This window comes from Nocardioides agariphilus (genome assembly GCF_015352445.1).
In the GTDB taxonomy this organism is placed as follows: Bacteria; Actinomycetota; Actinomycetes; order Propionibacteriales; family Nocardioidaceae; genus Nocardioides; species Nocardioides agariphilus.
The window spans coordinates 13,267-30,867 of sequence record NZ_JADKPO010000034.1 but is presented as its reverse complement, the minus strand read 5'-3'; the positions used below and the strand labels follow the sequence as shown (position 1 = coordinate 30,867).

Annotated in this window: 18 protein-coding genes; 4 read left to right on the top strand and 14 right to left on the bottom strand. The window is 70.7% G+C overall.

Translation table 11 applies throughout. The features are described from left to right. Positions 1–2 precede the first annotated feature (2 nt). The 7 genes from ISU10_RS24235 to ISU10_RS19185 all read right to left on the bottom strand — a co-directional run bounded on the left by ISU10_RS24235 (position 3) and on the right by ISU10_RS19185 (position 6,126). Positions 3–1,637, bottom strand: coding sequence for a S8 family peptidase (locus tag ISU10_RS24235; RefSeq protein WP_194698055.1), 1,635 nt, complete (start codon positions 1,635–1,637; stop codon positions 3–5). 207 nt (positions 1,638–1,844) lie between these two features. Next, positions 1,845–2,381 carry a hypothetical protein gene (locus tag ISU10_RS19210; RefSeq protein ID WP_194698054.1) on the bottom strand — a complete coding sequence of 179 codons (537 nt, stop codon included), beginning with the start codon at positions 2,379–2,381 and terminating at the stop codon, positions 1,845–1,847. Beyond that, the gene (locus ISU10_RS19205) at positions 2,378–2,974 is read right to left on the bottom strand and encodes an RNA polymerase sigma factor (protein ID WP_194698053.1); all 597 of its coding nucleotides are present in this window, start codon (positions 2,972–2,974) and stop codon (positions 2,378–2,380) included. Before ISU10_RS19205 ends, ISU10_RS19210 begins: the two co-directional genes overlap by 4 nt. A 74-nt stretch (positions 2,975–3,048) precedes the next feature. Further along, positions 3,049–3,615, bottom strand: a complete 567-nt coding sequence (locus tag ISU10_RS19200) for a hypothetical protein (protein WP_194698052.1) — start codon at positions 3,613–3,615, stop codon at positions 3,049–3,051. Between the two features lie 10 nt (positions 3,616–3,625). After that, positions 3,626–5,008, bottom strand: a complete 1,383-nt coding sequence (locus ISU10_RS19195) for an alpha/beta hydrolase (RefSeq protein ID WP_194698051.1) — start codon at positions 5,006–5,008, stop codon at positions 3,626–3,628. Positions 5,009–5,038: 30 nt separating this feature from the next. Further along, complete coding sequence (locus ISU10_RS19190; RefSeq protein WP_194698050.1) at positions 5,039–5,620, bottom strand: hypothetical protein; 582 nt, start codon at positions 5,618–5,620, stop codon at positions 5,039–5,041. After that, positions 5,617–6,126 carry an RNA polymerase sigma factor gene (locus ISU10_RS19185; RefSeq protein WP_194698049.1) on the bottom strand — a complete coding sequence of 170 codons (510 nt, stop codon included), beginning with the start codon at positions 6,124–6,126 and terminating at the stop codon, positions 5,617–5,619. The genes ISU10_RS19190 and ISU10_RS19185 overlap by 4 nt, the downstream gene beginning before the upstream one ends. A gap of 180 nt (positions 6,127–6,306) precedes the next feature. Here ISU10_RS19185 and ISU10_RS19180 point away from each other — a divergent pair, with 180 nt between their 5' ends. Both ISU10_RS19180 and ISU10_RS19175 read left to right on the top strand, forming a co-directional pair. Continuing rightward, positions 6,307–7,272: a cation diffusion facilitator family transporter gene (locus ISU10_RS19180; protein WP_194698048.1), complete on the top strand. Its 966-nt coding sequence runs from the start codon at positions 6,307–6,309 to the stop codon at positions 7,270–7,272. 151 nt (positions 7,273–7,423) lie between these two features. Beyond that, on the top strand, positions 7,424–8,200 hold the full coding sequence (locus ISU10_RS19175) for a hypothetical protein (RefSeq protein ID WP_194698047.1): 777 nt from the start codon (positions 7,424–7,426) through the stop codon (positions 8,198–8,200). 19 nt (positions 8,201–8,219) lie between these two features. Here the strand turns inward: ISU10_RS19175 and ISU10_RS19170 are convergent, their stop codons facing one another. The 6 genes from ISU10_RS19170 to ISU10_RS19145 all read right to left on the bottom strand — a co-directional run bounded on the left by ISU10_RS19170 (position 8,220) and on the right by ISU10_RS19145 (position 12,897). Beyond that, positions 8,220–8,948, bottom strand: coding sequence for a sigma-70 family RNA polymerase sigma factor (locus ISU10_RS19170; RefSeq protein ID WP_228501356.1), 729 nt, complete (start codon positions 8,946–8,948; stop codon positions 8,220–8,222). Positions 8,949–9,276: 328 nt separating this feature from the next. Then, positions 9,277–10,008, bottom strand: coding sequence for a response regulator transcription factor (locus tag ISU10_RS19165; RefSeq protein WP_194698045.1), 732 nt, complete (start codon positions 10,006–10,008; stop codon positions 9,277–9,279). 75 nt (positions 10,009–10,083) lie between these two features. Next, a complete protein-coding gene (locus ISU10_RS19160; RefSeq protein ID WP_194698044.1) occupies positions 10,084–10,785 on the bottom strand; it encodes a hypothetical protein in 702 nt (233 codons plus the stop codon). Beyond that, a complete protein-coding gene (locus ISU10_RS19155) occupies positions 10,785–12,014 on the bottom strand; it encodes an NRAMP family divalent metal transporter (RefSeq protein WP_194698043.1) in 1,230 nt (409 codons plus the stop codon). Before ISU10_RS19155 ends, ISU10_RS19160 begins: the two co-directional genes overlap by 1 nt. Beyond that, positions 12,011–12,484, bottom strand: a complete 474-nt coding sequence (locus ISU10_RS19150; RefSeq protein ID WP_194698042.1) for a hypothetical protein — start codon at positions 12,482–12,484, stop codon at positions 12,011–12,013. Before ISU10_RS19150 ends, ISU10_RS19155 begins: the two co-directional genes overlap by 4 nt. Positions 12,485–12,564: 80 nt before the next feature. After that, positions 12,565–12,897, bottom strand: a complete 333-nt coding sequence (locus ISU10_RS19145; RefSeq protein ID WP_194698041.1) for a hypothetical protein — start codon at positions 12,895–12,897, stop codon at positions 12,565–12,567. Positions 12,898–13,079: 182 nt separating this feature from the next. On the opposite strand from ISU10_RS19145, the gene ISU10_RS19140 reads away from it, so the two are divergent. Both ISU10_RS19140 and ISU10_RS19135 read left to right on the top strand, forming a co-directional pair. Next, entirely contained in the window at positions 13,080–14,951 is a 1,872-nt protein-coding gene (locus ISU10_RS19140) for an ELWxxDGT repeat protein (protein ID WP_194698040.1), read from the top strand. Further along, positions 14,948–16,021, top strand: a complete 1,074-nt coding sequence (locus tag ISU10_RS19135) for a TIGR03032 family protein (RefSeq protein WP_194698039.1) — start codon at positions 14,948–14,950, stop codon at positions 16,019–16,021. The genes ISU10_RS19140 and ISU10_RS19135 overlap by 4 nt, the downstream gene beginning before the upstream one ends. Before the next feature lie 268 nt (positions 16,022–16,289). On the opposite strand, the gene ISU10_RS19130 is transcribed toward ISU10_RS19135, so the two are convergent. Further along, complete coding sequence (locus ISU10_RS19130; protein WP_194698038.1) at positions 16,290–17,444, bottom strand: SAM-dependent methyltransferase; 1,155 nt, start codon at positions 17,442–17,444, stop codon at positions 16,290–16,292. Between the last annotated feature and the right edge of the window lie 157 nt (positions 17,445–17,601).

Genomic DNA, 17,601 nt, shown 5'->3' with positions numbered 1-17,601 from the left:
CATCATGGCGCGATGTCAGTCAGGGCAGCCACAGCGGCCCATCCGCGCGTGACCGCTTCCGCACGGGTGTCGTGCGCCGGGTCGACGGGTCCGATCGCCTTCGCGAGCCGACCCGCGAAGAGCGGCGCGGAGAACGATGTGCCGCTCCAGAGCGCGAACTGCGAGGCGTAGTCGTCGGGGTCGATCGACTCCCGGATGCGGTGCTCGTCGGTCTCGACCCGGGCGATGGGCTGGAGCCCGCCCTGGAAGGCGGGCATGGTGCTCATCACCGAGGCGCCGTAGTCGTGGACGCGCACCCATGGCCCGTCGTTGCTGAACAACGCGTCGGTCCCGTTGGGGTTGAGCGCTCCGACCGCCACGATGGGTACGGCGCCGGGGTCGGCGGTCACCAGCGTCTGCGTGGCGTCGGGCCACGGGCACCATGCCGCTGGGAAGCAGGGCCGATCGGTCGCGTCGTTGCCGACCGAGCAGACCACGGCGACGCCCGCCTCGCCGAGCTCACGAAGGATGGAGTACATCGTCGGGTCGAACAGCTCGTCTTGGGGCGTCTCGTGGTAGTAGCCCAGCGACAGGCTGAGCACGTCGAGTGCGTGCCCACCCTTGCCGTCGCGGTGCAGGCGCGCGACGTCGCGGATGTCCTTGAGCGCCTGGACGAGGTCGCTCTCGACGATCGGGCCCTCTGAGGGGAACACCCGCCACGCGACGATGTCGGCGTCGGGGCACGCCTGGTGGATCAGGCCGGCGATGAAGGTGCCGTGGCCGGCGAGTCCGTCGATCCCGCCGTCGAGGGGCCCGACGAGGTCGGGGTGGCGCTCGGGGTCGGTGGCCGGGTCGACGTAGCCGATCGGGGTGCCGCTCAGGCCCACGCCGGTCTCCACGAAGCCGAGCCACGGGTGGTCGCCGCAGCCGGTGTCGAGGGTCCCGACGACCGGCCGTCGGCCCTTGACGCCGGCGCTGCGCACCGGCGGCTCGCCGACGTAGCGCATCGGCTGCCGGCCGCCGCTGCCACGACTGCCGTAGCTGCCGACGGCGCCGCTGTGGCCTTCGTCGTAGGGGTGGCCCTCGTCGTAGGGATGGCCTTCGTCGTAGGGATGGCCTTCGTCGTAGGGCGTCTGGAGGAGCACGATGTGATCCAGGCCCACGTGCTGGAGGTCGCCGAGGCGCTCGGCTCGTGCGCGAGCAGTCTGGAGGAGGACCCACCCGTCGGGGGCGGAAGCAGCAGCGCCGCGCGGTACGTCGAGGTCGACGCGCACCACCTCGCCAGGGTTCTCATCGCTGAACCAGCGCCCGTCGGTGTTGCGCTCGACGGGCTCCCACACCGGCCGCGCGGAGGTGAGCCTGCGCTCCTCGTCGCGCGTCACCTCGGTGCGGGCCCGGCTGACGACAGCCCGCCAGCCGAGCTCTCCGGCGATCTGCTCGAGCACGCCCAGGGACTCCTCGTCGCGCGGACCGCGTGAGACGAGGAGTCGGGGACCTACGTAGGCGGTCGGGCGTGGGGCGACCCCGTCGACCGCCAGTGCGGTCCCCGGATCGAGCACCCGTCCGTTGACGCGCGCCAGGGCGCTGCGGCTCGGCAGGCGCGGCTCCCGCCTCAGGACGGGTCGCGGTCGGCGTACGGGTCGCTCGTTGTCCTGCACGGCTCTCCTCTGTCAGGCCTGGTGTGGAGCAGGAGGGGCAGGGTGCTAGTGCCCCTCGTCATACGGCCGTGGCTCCGGGCCGGTCGGCGCGGGCTTGGTGGGCTTGGGCTTGTCCTTGGCCATCGTTCTCCCCGTTCTCGGTGGTTGTCCCGAGCATCTTGCAACAAATCGCTCCGGGGCCGGGCGAGTTCGAGCCCGCGCGCAGAGCTAGATCCAAAAAGGCGGCGTGGCGACCGGCAGCCGCGTGTCACCGGAGTCGGCAGCGGTGTCCGGGAGGAACCACAGCCGGGACAGACCGGGGGAGACGTTGGTGATCTCGAACCGGCCATGGGCATCGACCTCGACACCGTCGTAGGACGGGTGGCCGCTCGAAGCGCTCGCGACCTGGATGCGCATCGGCAGGCGGGGCAGCACCCAGCCGTCGATGCGGCGACGCTCGTTGATCGTGCTCACCCGCAGGAGCACCCGGAAGTCGGGACCTGCGAACTCCAGGGACCACTGGCCGACCTCGGACATCTGCGAGGTGAGCGAGCGGGCGCCGGCGACGGCGTCGTGGGACTCCACGAGCGTGAGGAGCTCGAACTCGAACTCGAGGTCGATGGCCGCGAGCGTGGCGAGGACGCCGTCGGCCAGGTCGCCGGGCGGCGGGTCGAGGGTCTCCCAGAGCCGACGGATCTCGAGCATGAGGATGTCGTCGCCCATGCTGTCGCGCGTCTCACCGGTGTTGTCAGGCGTCGGGTTCATCGTCCCGCTCCCGTTCGTTCGAGCTCGTGGCGGAGCTTGTCGAGGCAACGGCCGCGGGTCGGGCCGATGCTGCCGATGGGCATCTTGAGCTCGCCCGCGATCCTCGCGTAGTCGGGCCGTGGCTCCATCGCGACGATGCGGAGCAGCTTCTGGCAGCGTTCGGGCAGCTGGCCGAGGGACTCCCACAGCCGGGCCTGCTCGTCGCTGAGCACCACCGCGGACTCGGGCGAGGCCTCGTGGGGCAGGTGCCACTCGAGAGCGTCGTCCTCGACCACGGTGCTGCGGCTGGCGCTCTTGCTGACGCGCCAGGCCTCGCGGCGGGCCGTCGTGCAGAGCCAGCGCGCCACTGCCTGGGGGTCTCCCACGGACTGGGCGTTGCGCACCAGGGCGAGCCACGCGGTCTGCACGACGTCTTCGGACTGTTCGCGACTGAGCCCGGTGGCCCGGACGACGTGCCACAGGATGGGGCTCATCACCTTGACCAGCTCGTCGAGCGCGGCGGGGTCGCCGGCGCGCCAGCGTGCGAACGAAGTGCCGGCGGCGTCCCAGACGGACGCCGGGTCCTCTGTGGTGCCCGTGTCCTGCATCGTCATCACTCCTCCTAAGAGCATGCCTCAGGCGGGCTGATACGACCTAACGGGAATCTGCCGGCGTGACCTGTGTCGTCTCAGCCCTCGGCGCGGCTCCACGTGGTGCTGGCCCACATGACGGCACCCGGAGCCCAGCCGGGAACACCGGGGATGAACTGCCCGCCGCCTCCGGTGTCACCCGGACTGTCGTAGGTGAGTACGTCCCCGTCGAGGTGCACAGCGAACGTCAGCTCGCCGACCGGCGCCTCGTCGTCGAGGTAGATGCGGCCGTCCTCGATCCGGAATGTGCCCGACTGCCACTGTTCGTCGGTCGCCACCTGGGCCATCCGGAACCGGTCGCCGACGAAGTCCACGCGGAACTGCGTCTGCTCGGGGCCGGCCATGTCGGGGGCGAGGAGGAACTCCTCGGCCTGCTCGCCCCAGCCCTGCCCGCGGATGTAGGCGCGAACGGCCTTGCGGGTGAGGTCCGTGGTCCAGGTGCCCTCGAGCTCGGTCACCGCGGGGGCCGTCGGTGAGGACCCAACGTCCGAGGCGGCTTCGGTCGGTGCGGCCGCGGCGCCGGAGACCGAGCTGTCGTCGGCGCCGCACGCGGCGAGGACGAGGACCGCGGTCAGGACGGGGATGGCGGTGAGGTGGTGGCGCATGGTGGTCCTCCTAGGGCTGGAAGTCGATCGGATCGGCGAGGCAGGCGAGCTCGGGGGGTGGGTCGCGGACGGCGGTGGCGAGCCACTCGTTGCGCACCAGGCGCGGGCACTCGGAGCCGAGCACGTTGTGCGCCCCGGAGGCCTGCTCGACGACGAACGCGTCGGGCGCCAGCGCGGCCAGGCGCTCGCGGATCGCGCTGGGTGAGGCGAACGGGTCGTGCGTGCCGAACAGCGCGAGGGTGGGCACGCCTGTCAGGGGCTTTAGGTCCGCTGGCGCCGCGCTCACGCCCCACGCGTTGCATGCTGCCGACCAGGCGGCCGTCTCGGCCATCGTCGGGCACATCGCCGACAACGTGCTGCCGATGACCAGACGCTGCTGCGTCTCGCACTTGGGCACGTACCCGACGCACAGCGGCGGTGCGACGCTCAGCGTGTCGGCGAACAGCTGCAGCTGCGGCCCGGGCCTGCCGGCGGCGGCTTCGGCCAGCAGCGCGGGCAGCAGGCCGGGCCCGGTCGCGGCCGGTGCGACCAGCCAGCGGATCGCGCGGTCGAGGTTGGCCGCGTCGATCGAGATCGTGGTGGTGGTACCCGGGATGTCGACGCTGATGGGCTCTCGTGCCAGTTGCTGCGACGCCCGCTGCCAGGTCTCGGTGAGGTCGCCGTAGGTGCGCCGACAGCGGCGGTCCTCCCGGCAGGACCCTGCGATCGACGCCACGACGTCTCGGGTGCGGGCGGCCGGGTCGACGACGACCGAGTCCAGGACCAGCGCCTCGACACGGCCCGGGTGGGCAAGGGCGAGCTGACGCCCGGCCTCGGCGGTGGTTCCGTGGCCCATCACCACCCAGTGAGGGACATCGAGTGCCCGGGTCACGGCATACAGCGCCTCGCCGAGCCGCTCGGGGGTGACCATCAGCGGGTCGATGCCCGCTGACTCCACCTGCCGGCGGCACTCCTCGACCGCGGCGATCACTGCCGACTCCGCTGCGGCGTCGCCGAGCCCGTCGACGCCAGGGCAGTCGAGGGAGGGGAGGGAGTGACCCGTACCCGGCAGGTCGACGATCACTACCCGCCGGCCGGTCCGTTGTGCGATGGGCGCGAGACCGCCGTACGAGGGGGTCATGCCGAGGTCGACGCCGGTCTCGAGGACGGGGCTGAGGTCTGAGGGCTCGGGTGGCTCCACACTCACCACGAAGATCTGGAGGGACCCGTCGCGATCAGGCCTGACGAAGCCGCACTCGTGTTCGGGCACAACCAGCACCTCGACGTCGTCGGGGCAGGCGACCCGCTCGTAGGTCGGGCCGGATGCGGGCTCCCCGGGATCCGAGCTGCAGCCCGTGCCGACCGCGAGCAGAGCGAGGGCCACCGCGACGCGTGCCTTCTGCCGGATCCTCATGCTGACCACACTTCCGGCGGCCCCACGAGGTTACGAGACCCTCGTCCAGTCGCCGGCGAGGAGCCCGGCGCGCGCTGGGCACACGTCGTCGAGTACGACCAGGAGCAGGTGGTCGCCTCGGGTCCTCCACCGGTACTCCCCAGCGGTCTGCTCCGCGCAGGCGCTGTTGACGAAGACATCCACGCGCACGTGGTCGCCGGTGACGGCGTACGACGCCCCCTCCGTGGAGTCCATGGCGCCGGCAGGTCCGGTCAGCGTGAGGACGCCGTCCTCGTCGAACGAGAGCAGCCACCGGCCCCGCCACCCGGGGTCGGTCAGCCCTGCCGCGTCCAGCTCCCACTGGCCGCTGAGCGACGGGGGCGGCGCCTGACCGGCCTGCGGCGACTCGGGACGGTCGACCACGACCGCCAGCAGTGCGACCAGCGCGACCACCGCCGCGGCCGCCAGGGCCGGCATCGCCCAGGTGCGTGGGCTGCGTCGTGGGCTGCGTCGTGGGCCGCGGGACCGGTCGAGCACCGCGACGAGCGCGTCGCGCGTCTCCAGGTCGCCGGGGACCGGCAGCTCGGTCAGGGCGCCGCGCACGCGTGCGTCGAAGCGGGTGTCATCGGTCATGGCGTCACACCCTCGGTGTCGTTCAGCAGCTCTGCCAGGCGGCGGCGAGCCCGGTGGAGGGCGACCTTGGCGGCACCGGGGCGCAGGCCGAGCACCTCGGCCACCTCGGCCAGCGGACGATCCTCCAGGTGGTAGAGCCCGACGAGCGCCCGGTCTCTGGGCGGCAGTGCACGGACGGCCCGCAGTACGTCCTCGCGCTCACCGGTCGCAGCGTCAACCTCAGGTGCTGGGGCGGCTGCGAGCTCGATGTGCGGCCGGCGCGCCTCACGTCGACGCCAGGAGAAGGCCCGGTTGAGTGCGACCCGGCGCACCCACGCCTCGGGGCTGTCGAACTGTGAGACCTTCGCCCAGCTGCGGTGCAGCCGGACGAACGCCTCCTGCGCGAGATCCTCCGCGGCGGCGTGGTCGTTCACGACGACGGTCAGCAGCCGCACGACCTGCGGGTACTCGGACGTGAAGAACCACGAGAACGCCTCGAGGTCGGCAGTCCGCCGATCCTGGCCCATGTCTGGTACACCCACGGCCGACTCCGGTGGTTACAGGTGAGGTGGATCGTAGTTTCCGCACAGGCACCGTGTCAGGCACCGTGTCAGGCACCGTGTCAGGCACCGCACAGGCACCGTGTCAGGTTCTGCCCCGCCCAGGGGGATGAGCCGCCTGGCGCAGGGCCGAACCACGATGAAGGTGTGAGCGAAGGTGAGTCCGAGTCCGCCCGGACCGTGCTGATAGCGGGAGCCGCCAACCTCCTGATCGCCGTGGCCAAGCTGGTCGCCGGGCTGGTCTCGGGGTCCTCGGCGATGCTGGCCGAGGCGGCGCACTCGGTCGGAGACACCATCAACCAGGCGTTCTTGCTTACCGCGCTGCGCCGCAGCCAGCGTCCTGCCGACCCCAAGCACCCGTTCGGCTACGGAAAGGCCAGGTACTTCTGGGCCTTGCTGGCGGCGGTCTGCATCTTCGTGCTCGGCGCCGGGTTCGCGGCATACGAGGGCATCGGCGCGTTGCTGCACCCCCGCGAGACCGGGTCGCCGGTGATCTCGTTCGCCGTGCTCGGTGTCGCGTTCCTCGTCGAGGGGGTCTCGTTCGTCCGGGCGATCTGGCAGCTTCGCAGCGACGCCGTGGCGGCTGACGCCTCGGTCGTCGACCACCTGCGAAGCGAGGCCGAGCCAGCACTCAGGGCGGTCGTCTTCGAGGATGGTGCCGCTCTCCTCGGTCTCCTGCTCGCCGCCGCCGGGATCGCGCTCGACGAGCTGACGGGCACCCAGGTCTGGGATGCCTGTGTGTCGCTGGCCATCGCCGCGCTGCTCGTGGCCGTGGCCTTCGGGCTGGGACGCCAGAACGCAGGCTTCCTGGTCGGCAAGGCGGTTCCGGCCCAGATGCAGCGGGGCATCGTGGACCTGATCGGCGATGTCGACGGCGTGGACGGCGTGATCGAGCTGCTGACGATGCGACTGGGTCCGGACGAGGTGCTGGTGGCGGCCCGGGTCGCCCTCACCGATGATTACTCTCCCGACGAGCTGGAGGCCGCCGCTGACGAGGTCGAGCGACGCGTGCGTGAGCAGTTCCCCGAGGTCCGACACCTGTTCCTCGACCCGACGCCGGGAGACCCGGTGAGCTCGTCCTGCATCCTGGATCCGGGCGAGCCGCTGGTCTAAACATCTGGTCCGGACCACCGGCCGTTTGATGCTCCGTTCGGTCACGGAACGGCCTCGGAGGGGTCAGATGCGCCCAAAACGCTGATCGCACGGGGTAGTTCGGGCATCTTCGCTGGGGTAGACCGCCGAGGAGTCAAGGGAAGGGTTCGTCATGCGGATGAGGCTCGTGGGTGCTGCGGTGCTGGTCGCCGCGGGATCCGTTGCCGCCTACGTGATGATGTCGGGCCCCTCCTACAGCGACGGACCGATGCCGTCCGTACGCGGCGCACTCGGCTGCAAGGGCGAGGTGTACGTCGCCCGTCAGGTAGCCCGTCAGGCCACCGGCGAGCCCAGTGCCGAGGCCGCGCTGCAGTCCGGTCTCCTGTCCACCGAGCAGTGGTGGCTGGAGACCGATGCGGTGCGCGTGGCCCACAACGCGAAGAACAAGGTTCTCTACGTCTACGACGTCGACGCGAGCGCGCGCTTCAGCGCGATCGTCGAGCGAGACGACGACAGCCAGTGGCGGCTGACCTCGTGGGCCATGTGCGACCCGGACGCCCTCACCAACAGCCAGGCAGAGGCCATCGGGTATGGCGTGTGGCTGGATGCTGCGGGGGCGCCGGTCCCGACCGACCGGGTGATGAGCCTGCACGGTTCGGATCGCTGCGGCTGGCAGGACGTGGGCTTCATCTTGTTGAACCGTGACGCCGACAAGCCGCTCGTGCTGGTCAACGACCCCGGACGTCACTTCACCGACAAGCAGCTGATGAGCACCTACAGCGGGCACGCCACGCTGCCGGACGACGCGCGTGACTCGGGCTGGCGCCGGGGAGGGTTCTCGCTGTGGACCCAGCCCTTCGGCGATGCCGCCTACCTGGTGAACCTGGCCGACCCGAGCGACGTGGTGCGTCTGCCGCGCGCCCGGTTCGTCATCACCTGTCAGGAGTGACGCGGGCCCGGCTGCGGCGTCAGCTCGCCGCCTGGGCCCCTTCGAGCCCGGTGCGCAGCTCACCGAAGATCCGCGCCAGGAGTCGCGACACCTGGGTCTGCGTCACGCCGATCTGCTCGGCGATCTCCTGTTGCGTGCGGTCGTCGTAGAACCGCATCTGGAGGACCAACCGGTCACGGTCGCTGAGCTTGCGCACCAGCGGTGCCAGCACCACTCGTGCTTCGGCGGCCGAACGGCTGCCGTCGACGCCTCGCAGCAGGTCGCCGATCGTCATGTCGGAGTCGCTGGTCAGCGGGCGGTCGAGGCTGGTGGGAGTGAAGCAGCCCTCGGCGGCCAGGGCTTCCTCGACGTCACCGAGCGGCTCGCTCAGGAGGGCCGCCACCTCGGTGGGCGAGGGGGACCGGCCCAGCGTCAAGGAGAGCTCGGTCTGAGCCGCGAAGATGCGGCTCTGCAGCTCCTGCACCTTCCGCGGCGGCCGCACCATCCAGCCGCAGTCGCGGAAGTAGCGGCACACCTCGCCGCGGATCGTCGGCACGGCGTATGACAAGAAGTCGTGGCCGGCGTCGGGATCGAACTTGCGCGCTGCCTTGGTCAGTGCCAGGTACGCGACCTGCCGCAGGTCTTCGTCGGCCACACCGCGTCCGCGGTAGCGCGATGCGATCGCGTCGGCGACGCACATGTTGAGCTCGACGACGACGCCGAGCAGGCGCGCTCGCTCGGGCTGGGGACACGTGGCAGCCCGGGCCATCAGCTCTGTTGTGCTTGCTGCCCGCTCCGCGCGCCGCTCTGCCTCGTTGGAGTGGCGAGGCGGATCGAGATGTCGGGGTCGATCACGTTCCAGGGTCGTCGAAGTCATGCGGTGGCCTGTCTGGGAGCCCGCCAGCAGGCGGGAAGCGGTGTGCTCTCGACCGAGGCCGGTCGACAGTCGGGTGGTTGCGCTGGCATCGGCTCGGCTCCCGAAGCCGAGACGGCCTCCCCCAGGTCGTCCCCGCCAACCTAGTCCGGCCCGCGGGCGCGCGACTACACCCCGGTGGGCGGAAGTGCCGCTCACCCCCAGGGGCGAGCGGTGACAGCGGTCAGGCCGAGAAGACAGGTCGGCGCCGGCGCACCGGGTCGATGTCGGCGAGCAGGTCCTCGGCCTCCGCTACCACAGTTGAGGGCCCAGTTGAGGGCACAGTTGAGGGCACCGTTGAGGGCTGGTGGACGCACGCGTTCTCCAGGGCCCACAGCACCGCTTGCGACCGCGTGGTCACGTGGATCTTGCGGTATGCGCCGCGGATGTAGGACTTCACCGAGTTGATGCTCAGCCCGGTGGAGCAGGCGATGTCGTGGTTGGACAGGCCTGAGGCGATGAGTCCCACCACCTCGGCCTCGCGGGGCGTGAGCGCCGCGCGCTCGACCTCGGAGGAGGGCCCACTTTCGATGCCGCGGACGACAGTCTCGCCCTGGGCGATGCGCACGAGCGCCTCGACCAGATCCTCCGCCGGCAGGCTCTTCGAGAGGCAACCGGCCACCCCGTGCCCCAGTGCTGTGTCGACCAGTCCCTGACGGAGGTTCCAGGTGTAGACGACCAGTCGTCCGCCGGACGGACGGTTGACCAGCCGGTCGAGCCGCTCCTGGTCGAGAGGCACGTGGCCGAAGGTGTCGTGGAGGGTCAGGTCGACGAAGGTGGCCAGACCGCCCCCCGGGGCGGGCGGCACGAGGGTCAGCTCGTCGTGTCCGGCGAACATCGCGGCGAGCCCCTCGGTCACCAACTCGCATTCGTCGGCGACGGTGACGCGCACGGGACCGTGCGGGCGTAGTGTCATGGCCCCCCAGTACCCAGGCCCGTGAAGGTCATACGAATCCGACGCTATCGCCAAGACACCGCCGCCGGCGCACCTCTAGGGATGGTCGAGCGGCAGCAGCGGGCCGCGGATCTCCACGACCTGTGCCTCCCAGTCGGTCGGCCCGGTGTCGTGCAGCGGCACGTAGGCAGAGTGCCGATGGATGCGCCGCACGAGGCGGTTGAGCAGCCACGGCCCCTGCTGCGGCTCCCGGTCGTAGCCCAGGTAGCCGCCGGGGCGACCGCGTCCGATCACCAGGCCCTCGGCGAGGAGCTGGAGCGGCTCGCGCCGCACGGCGCGCAGGCGTACGTCGAGCACGCGGCCCAGGCGCTCACCGTCGGGCGCGCGGGCCTCGAGCTGGAGCACGTCGTTGAGCCGGCGGCGTACCTCGCCGGGAGCCGGGGGCGAGTCGGTCTGTCGCTGGAGGAGGTCATCGCGGGCCGCGAGCACCCTCACGCCGCTGCCGAGCTCGCCGACGAGGGCGAGTGGGATCCGCCATGGCACGAGACGGTCGCCCTCCTCAACGCCCAGTCGCCGCCAGCTCTCCTCGAGGGCGCGACCGAGGCGACCGCCGAACCGGGGCACCAGCGCCGGCGGTCCGGCCAGCAGGCCGGTGACCTCCCACGTGCGATCGGGATGCTCGGTGAGCTCGACGTCGTCGACCTTGCAGACCATCCGTCCGTCGCGGTCGACCACCTGGCGGTCCATCAGGTGCAGGACCGCGTCGAGGGCACGGCCGGGTGCGAGCTCAGCCGACATCAGGCACCCATCCTCGTCCAGATCATCAGCGGGATCGCCGCGGTGGCGGCCACGCCGATGAGCACCAGGTAGATCATGCCGAGACCGTTGGCGAGGCGTCCGTTGACGTGCTCGCCGAGGTAGTCGGGGTCGTTGGCCACGACCAGGATCGGGAAGTACGTCAGCGGCAGCGCGACAGCGGAGAACACGACCGAGACCTCGGTGACCAGGATCGGGTCGACCCCCGTCACGAGGATCGCCATCGCCAGCAGGGTCACGATGATCAGCGTCAGGTGGAAGCGAGAGGCATCGCGAGGCTTGACGTACTTGCCCCACTGCCAGCCGAAGTACTGGGCGATGCTGTAGCCCGTCGAGAGCCCGGTCTCGCAGGCGGCGCCGAGGGTTGCGGCGACGAAGCCGATGATCGCGAACGCCAGCCCGAGCTTGCCGAGCGCGACAGCGACCGGCAGGCCGACCTGGCCGAGCGTGTCGACGCTGGCGTCGAGGGGACCGAAGACGACGGCGGTGCAGCCCGCGATCGCCAGCGACAGCAGGCCGCCCAGCGGGAAGCCGATGAAGACGTTGAGCCGCATGGTCGTGAGGTCCTCGACCTGCCAATGCTCCTCGACGCCCCCGGACGAGAAGAAGAACACCTCGTACGGCGTCAGGGCCGCGCCGAAGAGCGCGACCGCGTAGTAGGACCACACCGGCCACGTCTCGTCTGACGGCTTGTCGACGGTGACCAGCTGGCTGCCCAGGTGTCCCCAGTCGGGGTCGAGCTGCCACAGGGCCACGACGAACACGATCAGCGACAGGCCGACGAGTCCCAGCACGTTCTCCATCAGGGAGAACCGGGCCTTCCAGAGGATGAGCCACACCAGGCCGGCGACCAGGGGCACGAGGAGCACGTAGTGCACCGAGACGACCAGCTCGATCGCGAGCGCGACGCCGCCGATCTCGGCGATGAAGGTCAGCAGCGTGACCGCCATCGAGCCCAGCAGGTTGAGGAGGCCGACGCGCGGGCCGAGCCGCTCACGCACCAGGTCGAAGGTGGCACGGTGGCTCACTGCGGCCACGCGCCCCGACATCTCCGCGAACACGCAGATGCCGAGCACGCCCACCATGACCACGAGCCCGAGCGACCAGCCCAGCCGCGCACCGACCTGGGCGTTGGTCACGAGGTCGCCGATGTCGACGAAGCCGCCGATGGCGGTGAGGATGCCCAGCGCGACGCTGAAGAACTTCTTCACCGGGCATCCCCCGGTGGCGCCTCGAGGTCGGTCTCGAGCTGTTGCAGGGAGCTCGCCGTTCGCTCCAGCCGGTCCACGAGGTCGGCGTACTCGCCGGTGTCATGGGCGACGACGGCGATGCGGGCCTCTTGCAGGAGACCCGTCGCCTGCTCGAGCTGGTCGTCGACGTCGGACGAGCGCCGCCGCTCGATGTCGGGAGGCTGCACCGATGACAGCGCATCGGCAGCCAACCCGCCGGTGCGCTCGGCATCGACGAGCACGGCCTGCAGGTAGGCGTGGTGGAGGTGGTCCTGTTGGGACGCCTCCAGCGCGATCCGTGCCGTCTGCACGGCGCTGGCCACGTCGCCCACCGCGCGGGTGGCGTCACCTCGCCAGGAGTCCTCGTCGGGCGTGCCGGGTGCACAGCCGGTGAGGGCTGCGGCCACGACAGTGGCAGCGACCAGCCTCGCCAGGACCGAGAATCCCTCCACGCACCCATGGTGGCGACCGGCGGCCCCGGTGTGCTCACCCCTTGGTGCTGCTCCGGCTCACACGCCTCGGGTGCCCACCCTCACAGCTTCATGATCGCGGCGCAGATCAGGTAGGAGCGGGCCACGCTCTGGGGGTCGTGCAGGTCGCCCGGATCGAGCTCGAGGGTGCGGGCGCGCTCGCGGATCGCCTCGCCCGGGGCGGACGACACGAGGTCGATGCAGAGCCCGGCGACCACCGCCTCGGCGTCGTGCTCGTCGAGCCCGTCGAGGGCGAGACCGTTGTAGAGCAGGGTCGCCGCCTCCAAGAACACCTCGCGAGCCAGCTCGAGATCGACCTCGGGCCTGGCCGCGGCCACCGACTCCGCGGTGGCGAGGAGCTGGTCGAACGGAGGATCCACCGCGCTGAGGGCCATCGGCCGAGCGTCGCAGCTGCCCGAAATCGCCGACAAGCGAATATCTCCACAACCAAATCCGGGCGGCGGTCGTCTGATGCGTTGACGGGTGTGGTTGCATCGGCCGCGGACCACCGTTTTGGGCTACCTTCTGGGGGCTGCCCTCTGGGGCCGACTGACAACACGGGGAGAGGTCGGACGCAATGACTAGTCGACGACGCACGGCGCACGAGCAGGTCCTGCGAGCACGGGTGGCACGGGCCAAGGCCCTGCGGCGCCGCGGTCGGGACAGCACAGCCAGACGAGCCGCGATCGCCGCAACCGCGGCCACGGCGGCAGCCGCCGGCGTGGCCGGAGCGGCCCCGAGCGTGGCCGCGGGGCCTAGTGCGGGTTCGGGCGCCAGCGCGAGTGTCAGCACCTCGGGCGCGCTGCTCGCAGTGTGCACCGCGAAGACACCCCCGAGCAGCCCCTCGGACTTCGTCAAGGCGGGCGAGACCTGGTTCTTCATCGCCGACGACGGCGTGCACGGGCGCGAGCTGTGGAAGACCAACGGCACCAAGGCTGGCACCGTACTGGTCCGTGACGTCGGCAACGACGACAACGAGTACTACAGCGGGCCGTCCTCGCTCACCGCTGTCGGCAACAAGGTGTTCTTCACCGTCGATGACGGCGTGCACGGCCGCGAGCTGTGGAAGTCCGACGGCACTCGCGCGGGCACCGCCCTGGTCAAGGACATCAACCCCGTCAACGACAGCTACTCCGACTCCGGTCCGACCCGGCTCACCGCGGTCGGCTCCACGCTGTACTTCACCGCCGACAACGGCAAGGCGGGACGCGAGCTGTGGCGGTCCGACGGATCGGCTGCGGGCACCGTGATGGTCAAGAACATCGCCCCCGGCGACGACTACTACGCGGCGCCGGCCAACCTGACGCCGTTCGGCTCGGGTCTGCTGTTCACGGCCGGCGACCAGGCACACGGCATCGAGCTGTGGAAGTCCGACGGCACCTCGACCGGCACCGTCCTCGTCAAGGACATCCGCCCGGGTGACTACGACGGTCAGCCCAGCGGACTCACGGTGATGGGTCCCGACGTCTACTTCAGTGCGCGTGACGGCGTCCACGGCCCCGAGCTGTGGAAGTCCGACGGCTCGGCCGACGGCACCACGCTGGTCAAGGACATCCGGCCCGGTGCACGCTCCTCGGACCCGTCCTCGTTGACAGCGAGCGGCGGCGCGCTGTTCTTCAGCGCCGACGACGGCACCGCAGGCCGCGAGCTCTGGGTCTCCGACGGCAGCGAGATCGGCACCACTCTGGTCAAGGACATCGACCCGACCGACGAGAGCTACTACAGCGGTCCGCTCGAGATCACGGCGCTGGGCGGGTCCGTGCTGTTCCGGGCCGACGACGGCATCCACGGGTCCGAGCTCTGGCAGTCCAACGGCACCGGGGCCGGCACCTCGATCGTCAAGGACATCCGCCCCGGCGAGTACGACAGCGACGCGCGCAGCCTGACCCGTTCGGGCTCCGTGGTGTACTTCGTCGCGCGCGACGGCGTGCACGGACCTGAGCTGTGGAAGTCCGACGGCAGCGAGGTCGGCACCGTCCTGGTCAAGGACATCAGCCCTGAGGTCGGCTACGGCTACCCCATGGGCCTGGCGGGGGCCGACGGCACGGTGTACTTCGCGGCCGACGACGGCGTGCACGGCACCGAGGTCTGGAAGTCCGACGGCACCGAGGGCGGGACCGTCTTGGTGCGCGACGTCAACGCCGGCGGTGAGTTCTCCGTGGCCCGCAGAGGCACGCCCAACCTCGCCACCGGCGCGCTGAGGGTCAAGGTGAAGGTGGCCGCTCCGGGCCGGATCGTCGTGCGTCCGGTCGGCGGCTCGCTGCTCAAGAAGACGGTCAAGGACGTCACCCGGGCCGGCGGCACCAAGGTCACGCTCAAGCCGACCGCCGCCGGTGTGCGCCAGCTGCAGCGCACCGGCACCTTGAAGGTGAGGGCCAAGGTCAGCTTCACGCCCTGTGGCGGGACAGCCAGCAGCATCACCCGCACGTACACGCTGTCGATGAGGTGAGCGCGCCTCCCGCGACGGACGGTGGCACGCAGGTCGGCTACCACCACAGCGAGGGCCTCCCCGAGGTCCTCCAGGAGGCGGGCTGCTCGCTGCTCGTCTCGACGTACCAGGCCGGTCAGCTGGTCGCCGTCGGCGTCGCTGAGGGGCGGTTGTCGCTGAGCTTTCGCGGCTTCGACCGCGCCATGGGCATCGCGGTGGGCGACGACCAGCTCGTGGTGGGCGGCAAGGACCAGGTGTGGTCGCTGCGCGACCACTCCGAGCTGGCCGGTGCGCTCACCCCGGACGGGCGCCACGACCGCTGCTGGCTCCCGCGGGCCACGACGGTGACCGGCCCCATCCAGTGCCACGAGGTGGTGTGGGGGAGCGCGCCCGGCCAGCCAGGCCAGCCCGGCGAGCCCGACCTCTGGCTGGTCAACACCTTGTTCTCCTGCCTGGCCGGTCTGGACCCTCGCTACAGCTTCGTGCCGCGTTGGCGCCCGCCGTTCATCACCCGGCTCGCAGCGGAGGACAGGTGCCATCTCAACGGGCTGGCGATGCGTGACGGCGCGCCCGCGTTCGTGACCGTGATGGCGCGCAGCGACGAGCCGCGTGGCTGGCGGCAGGCTCGCAACGACAGCGGCGCGGTGCTGGAGGTGCCCTCGGGTGAGGTGGTGACGAGCGGGCTGGCCATGCCGCACTCGCCCCGCTGGCACGACGGCACGCTCTACGTGCTCAACTCCGGGCTCGGCGTTCTCGAGCGCGTGGACCTGGCCAGCGCACAGCGCGACGCCGTCGCCGCCGTGCCCGGCTACGCGCGCGGACTGGCATTCCACGGCGACCTGGCCTTCGTCGGACTCAGCAAGATCCGCGAGACCGCCATCTTCGGCGGCGCGCCCATCGCCGCCTACCACGACCAGCTCGTCTGCGGTGTCGGAGTGATCGAGCTGAGCACGGGCAACACGGTCGCGACGCTGCGGTTCGACAACGCGGTGGAGGAGATCTTCGATGTGCAGGTCGTGCCGGGTGCGCGCTGCCCGACGTTCGGCAACGTCGAGGGCGGAGACGGCGAGGTCTGGCTGCTTCCGGGCTAGCACCCGGGCTGTGTCCGCGCGGGTTGCCTCGAGCGGGCCTGAGGGCACCACGACGCCGAGAACCTTGGTGCTGTCCTCGGCGCCGGGTGGGGGGATCACTGCGGGGGATCCGGTGGATGGTGGCCGGTGGGTTGGCCTGCGCCCCGTCTTCTTGGATCTTCTTCACGCAAAGCGAGCTCTCTACTCGCGCATGGCCCTTCTGGAATTCCCAACGCGCCATGTGCGACGGGGTTACGCACGTATCTTCCCGAGCTCTCGGAATTCGCCCTCAGGGGTTGCGCAGCACCATTCGGTAGGCCTGGATGACATCGCGTGAGAAGGCGTCGACGCAGCCCCACAGGTAGAGCCGGAACAACCGGTACTGCCGCGAACCCCAGCGTGGCTCGATGAAGTCGCGGGCGGCGTCGAGGTTCTCGGCCCAGCGGCGGGTGGTGATCTCGTAGTTGACCCGGTCGTTGAGCACGACCTCGAGCTCGAGCTGTGAGCGGCTCAGGGCCGCGGTGTACCCGGCCAGCGACAGCGGGGTGCCGTTACCGCGGAAGATCTGGTTCTCGAAGAAGGTGGTGACCTTGTTCTTGCGCCGCTGCGCGCTCGCGTCGAGGTAGACGCGGCCACCGGGCTTGAGCAGCGAACGGTACGTCGCGAGCGTTCGCGCGTAGTCGGGCAGGTGCTCGGTGACCCCGAGGTTGACGATCGCGTCGTAGGGCGCCTCGGGGCGGTGGGCGAAGAAGTGCTCGCGCCGGATCTCGCAGGGCAGGCCCTGCTCGTCGATGATGCCCTGCACGAACTTCCGGGACTCCTCGGAAATGGTCAGCGAGGTGACGTGCAGCCCGTGCTGCCCGCCGTACTCGACGAATGCGCCCCAGCCGCCGCCGATATCGAGGACACGGGCCCCGGGGCCGACGTCGATGGCGCCGAGGGCGTAGTCGAGCTTGCGGGTGATACCGGCTTCGAGGGACTCCTCGGCGCTTTCGAAGACGCCTTGCGAATAGGCGCGGTAGCGACGGTCCAGGAAGGACAAGAAGAACTCGGGATCGTTCTCGTAGTGGTGCTCGATGTAGTCGTGGTCACTCTTGACCTGGCCGCGCAGGAAGGGCCGCACGAACTTGCCGACGTACTGCACGGGGTGGAAGTCGGTGAAGATCGGCCGCAGGCCGAGCATCTGGGCCAGGTCGCCCTCGACGTCGAGATGTCCCTCGAGGAAGGCCTCTCCCGCGCGGACGATGTCGAAGGAGGCGAGGGCATCCAGGCCGAGCTGGTCGGTCACGACGAGGGTCGCCGCAGGCACTCCCGAGCCGATCAGGCTCTCCTGCCCGTCGGGCGTGCGCACCAGCAGGGCGGTGGTGCCGCCGGCGGCCTCGTAGCGCTTGCGAACTTCGGCGACCACGCGCGGCGGCGTCGGTCGTGACACGGTCGTGGTCATCGGGCCGCAGCCTTCCAGCGGCCGCGAGCAGGTGTAAATCAGGGCGGAGCGAGGGTGTCACCTGGCTAGACCACCGGGCTTGGGTGCCGCCCCCGCCACGGACTCGGGGACATGGCGGGAGCGGCTGGGACGAGCATGTTCGACCCCGTGCCGCAGC

Coding starts and splice junctions, on each gene's coding strand:
- ISU10_RS19210 (WP_194698054.1), bottom strand. CDS start 2,381: ATGAACCCGACGCCTGACAACACCGGTGAGACGCGCGACAGCATGGGC.
- ISU10_RS19205 (WP_194698053.1), bottom strand. CDS start 2,974: ATGACGATGCAGGACACGGGCACCACAGAGGACCCGGCGTCCGTCTGG.
- ISU10_RS19200 (WP_194698052.1), bottom strand. CDS start 3,615: ATGCGCCACCACCTCACCGCCATCCCCGTCCTGACCGCGGTCCTCGTC.
- ISU10_RS19195 (WP_194698051.1), bottom strand. CDS start 5,008: ATGAGGATCCGGCAGAAGGCACGCGTCGCGGTGGCCCTCGCTCTGCTC.
- ISU10_RS19190 (WP_194698050.1), bottom strand. CDS start 5,620: ATGACCGATGACACCCGCTTCGACGCACGCGTGCGCGGCGCCCTGACC.
- ISU10_RS19185 (WP_194698049.1), bottom strand. CDS start 6,126: ATGGGCCAGGATCGGCGGACTGCCGACCTCGAGGCGTTCTCGTGGTTC.
- ISU10_RS19175 (WP_194698047.1), top strand. CDS start 7,424: ATGCGGATGAGGCTCGTGGGTGCTGCGGTGCTGGTCGCCGCGGGATCC.
- ISU10_RS19170 (WP_228501356.1), bottom strand. CDS start 8,948: ATGGCCCGGGCTGCCACGTGTCCCCAGCCCGAGCGAGCGCGCCTGCTC.
- ISU10_RS19165 (WP_194698045.1), bottom strand. CDS start 10,008: ATGACACTACGCCCGCACGGTCCCGTGCGCGTCACCGTCGCCGACGAA.
- ISU10_RS19160 (WP_194698044.1), bottom strand. CDS start 10,785: ATGTCGGCTGAGCTCGCACCCGGCCGTGCCCTCGACGCGGTCCTGCAC.
- ISU10_RS19145 (WP_194698041.1), bottom strand. CDS start 12,897: ATGGCCCTCAGCGCGGTGGATCCTCCGTTCGACCAGCTCCTCGCCACC.
- ISU10_RS19140 (WP_194698040.1), top strand. CDS start 13,080: ATGACTAGTCGACGACGCACGGCGCACGAGCAGGTCCTGCGAGCACGG.
- ISU10_RS19130 (WP_194698038.1), bottom strand. CDS start 17,444: ATGACCACGACCGTGTCACGACCGACGCCGCCGCGCGTGGTCGCCGAA.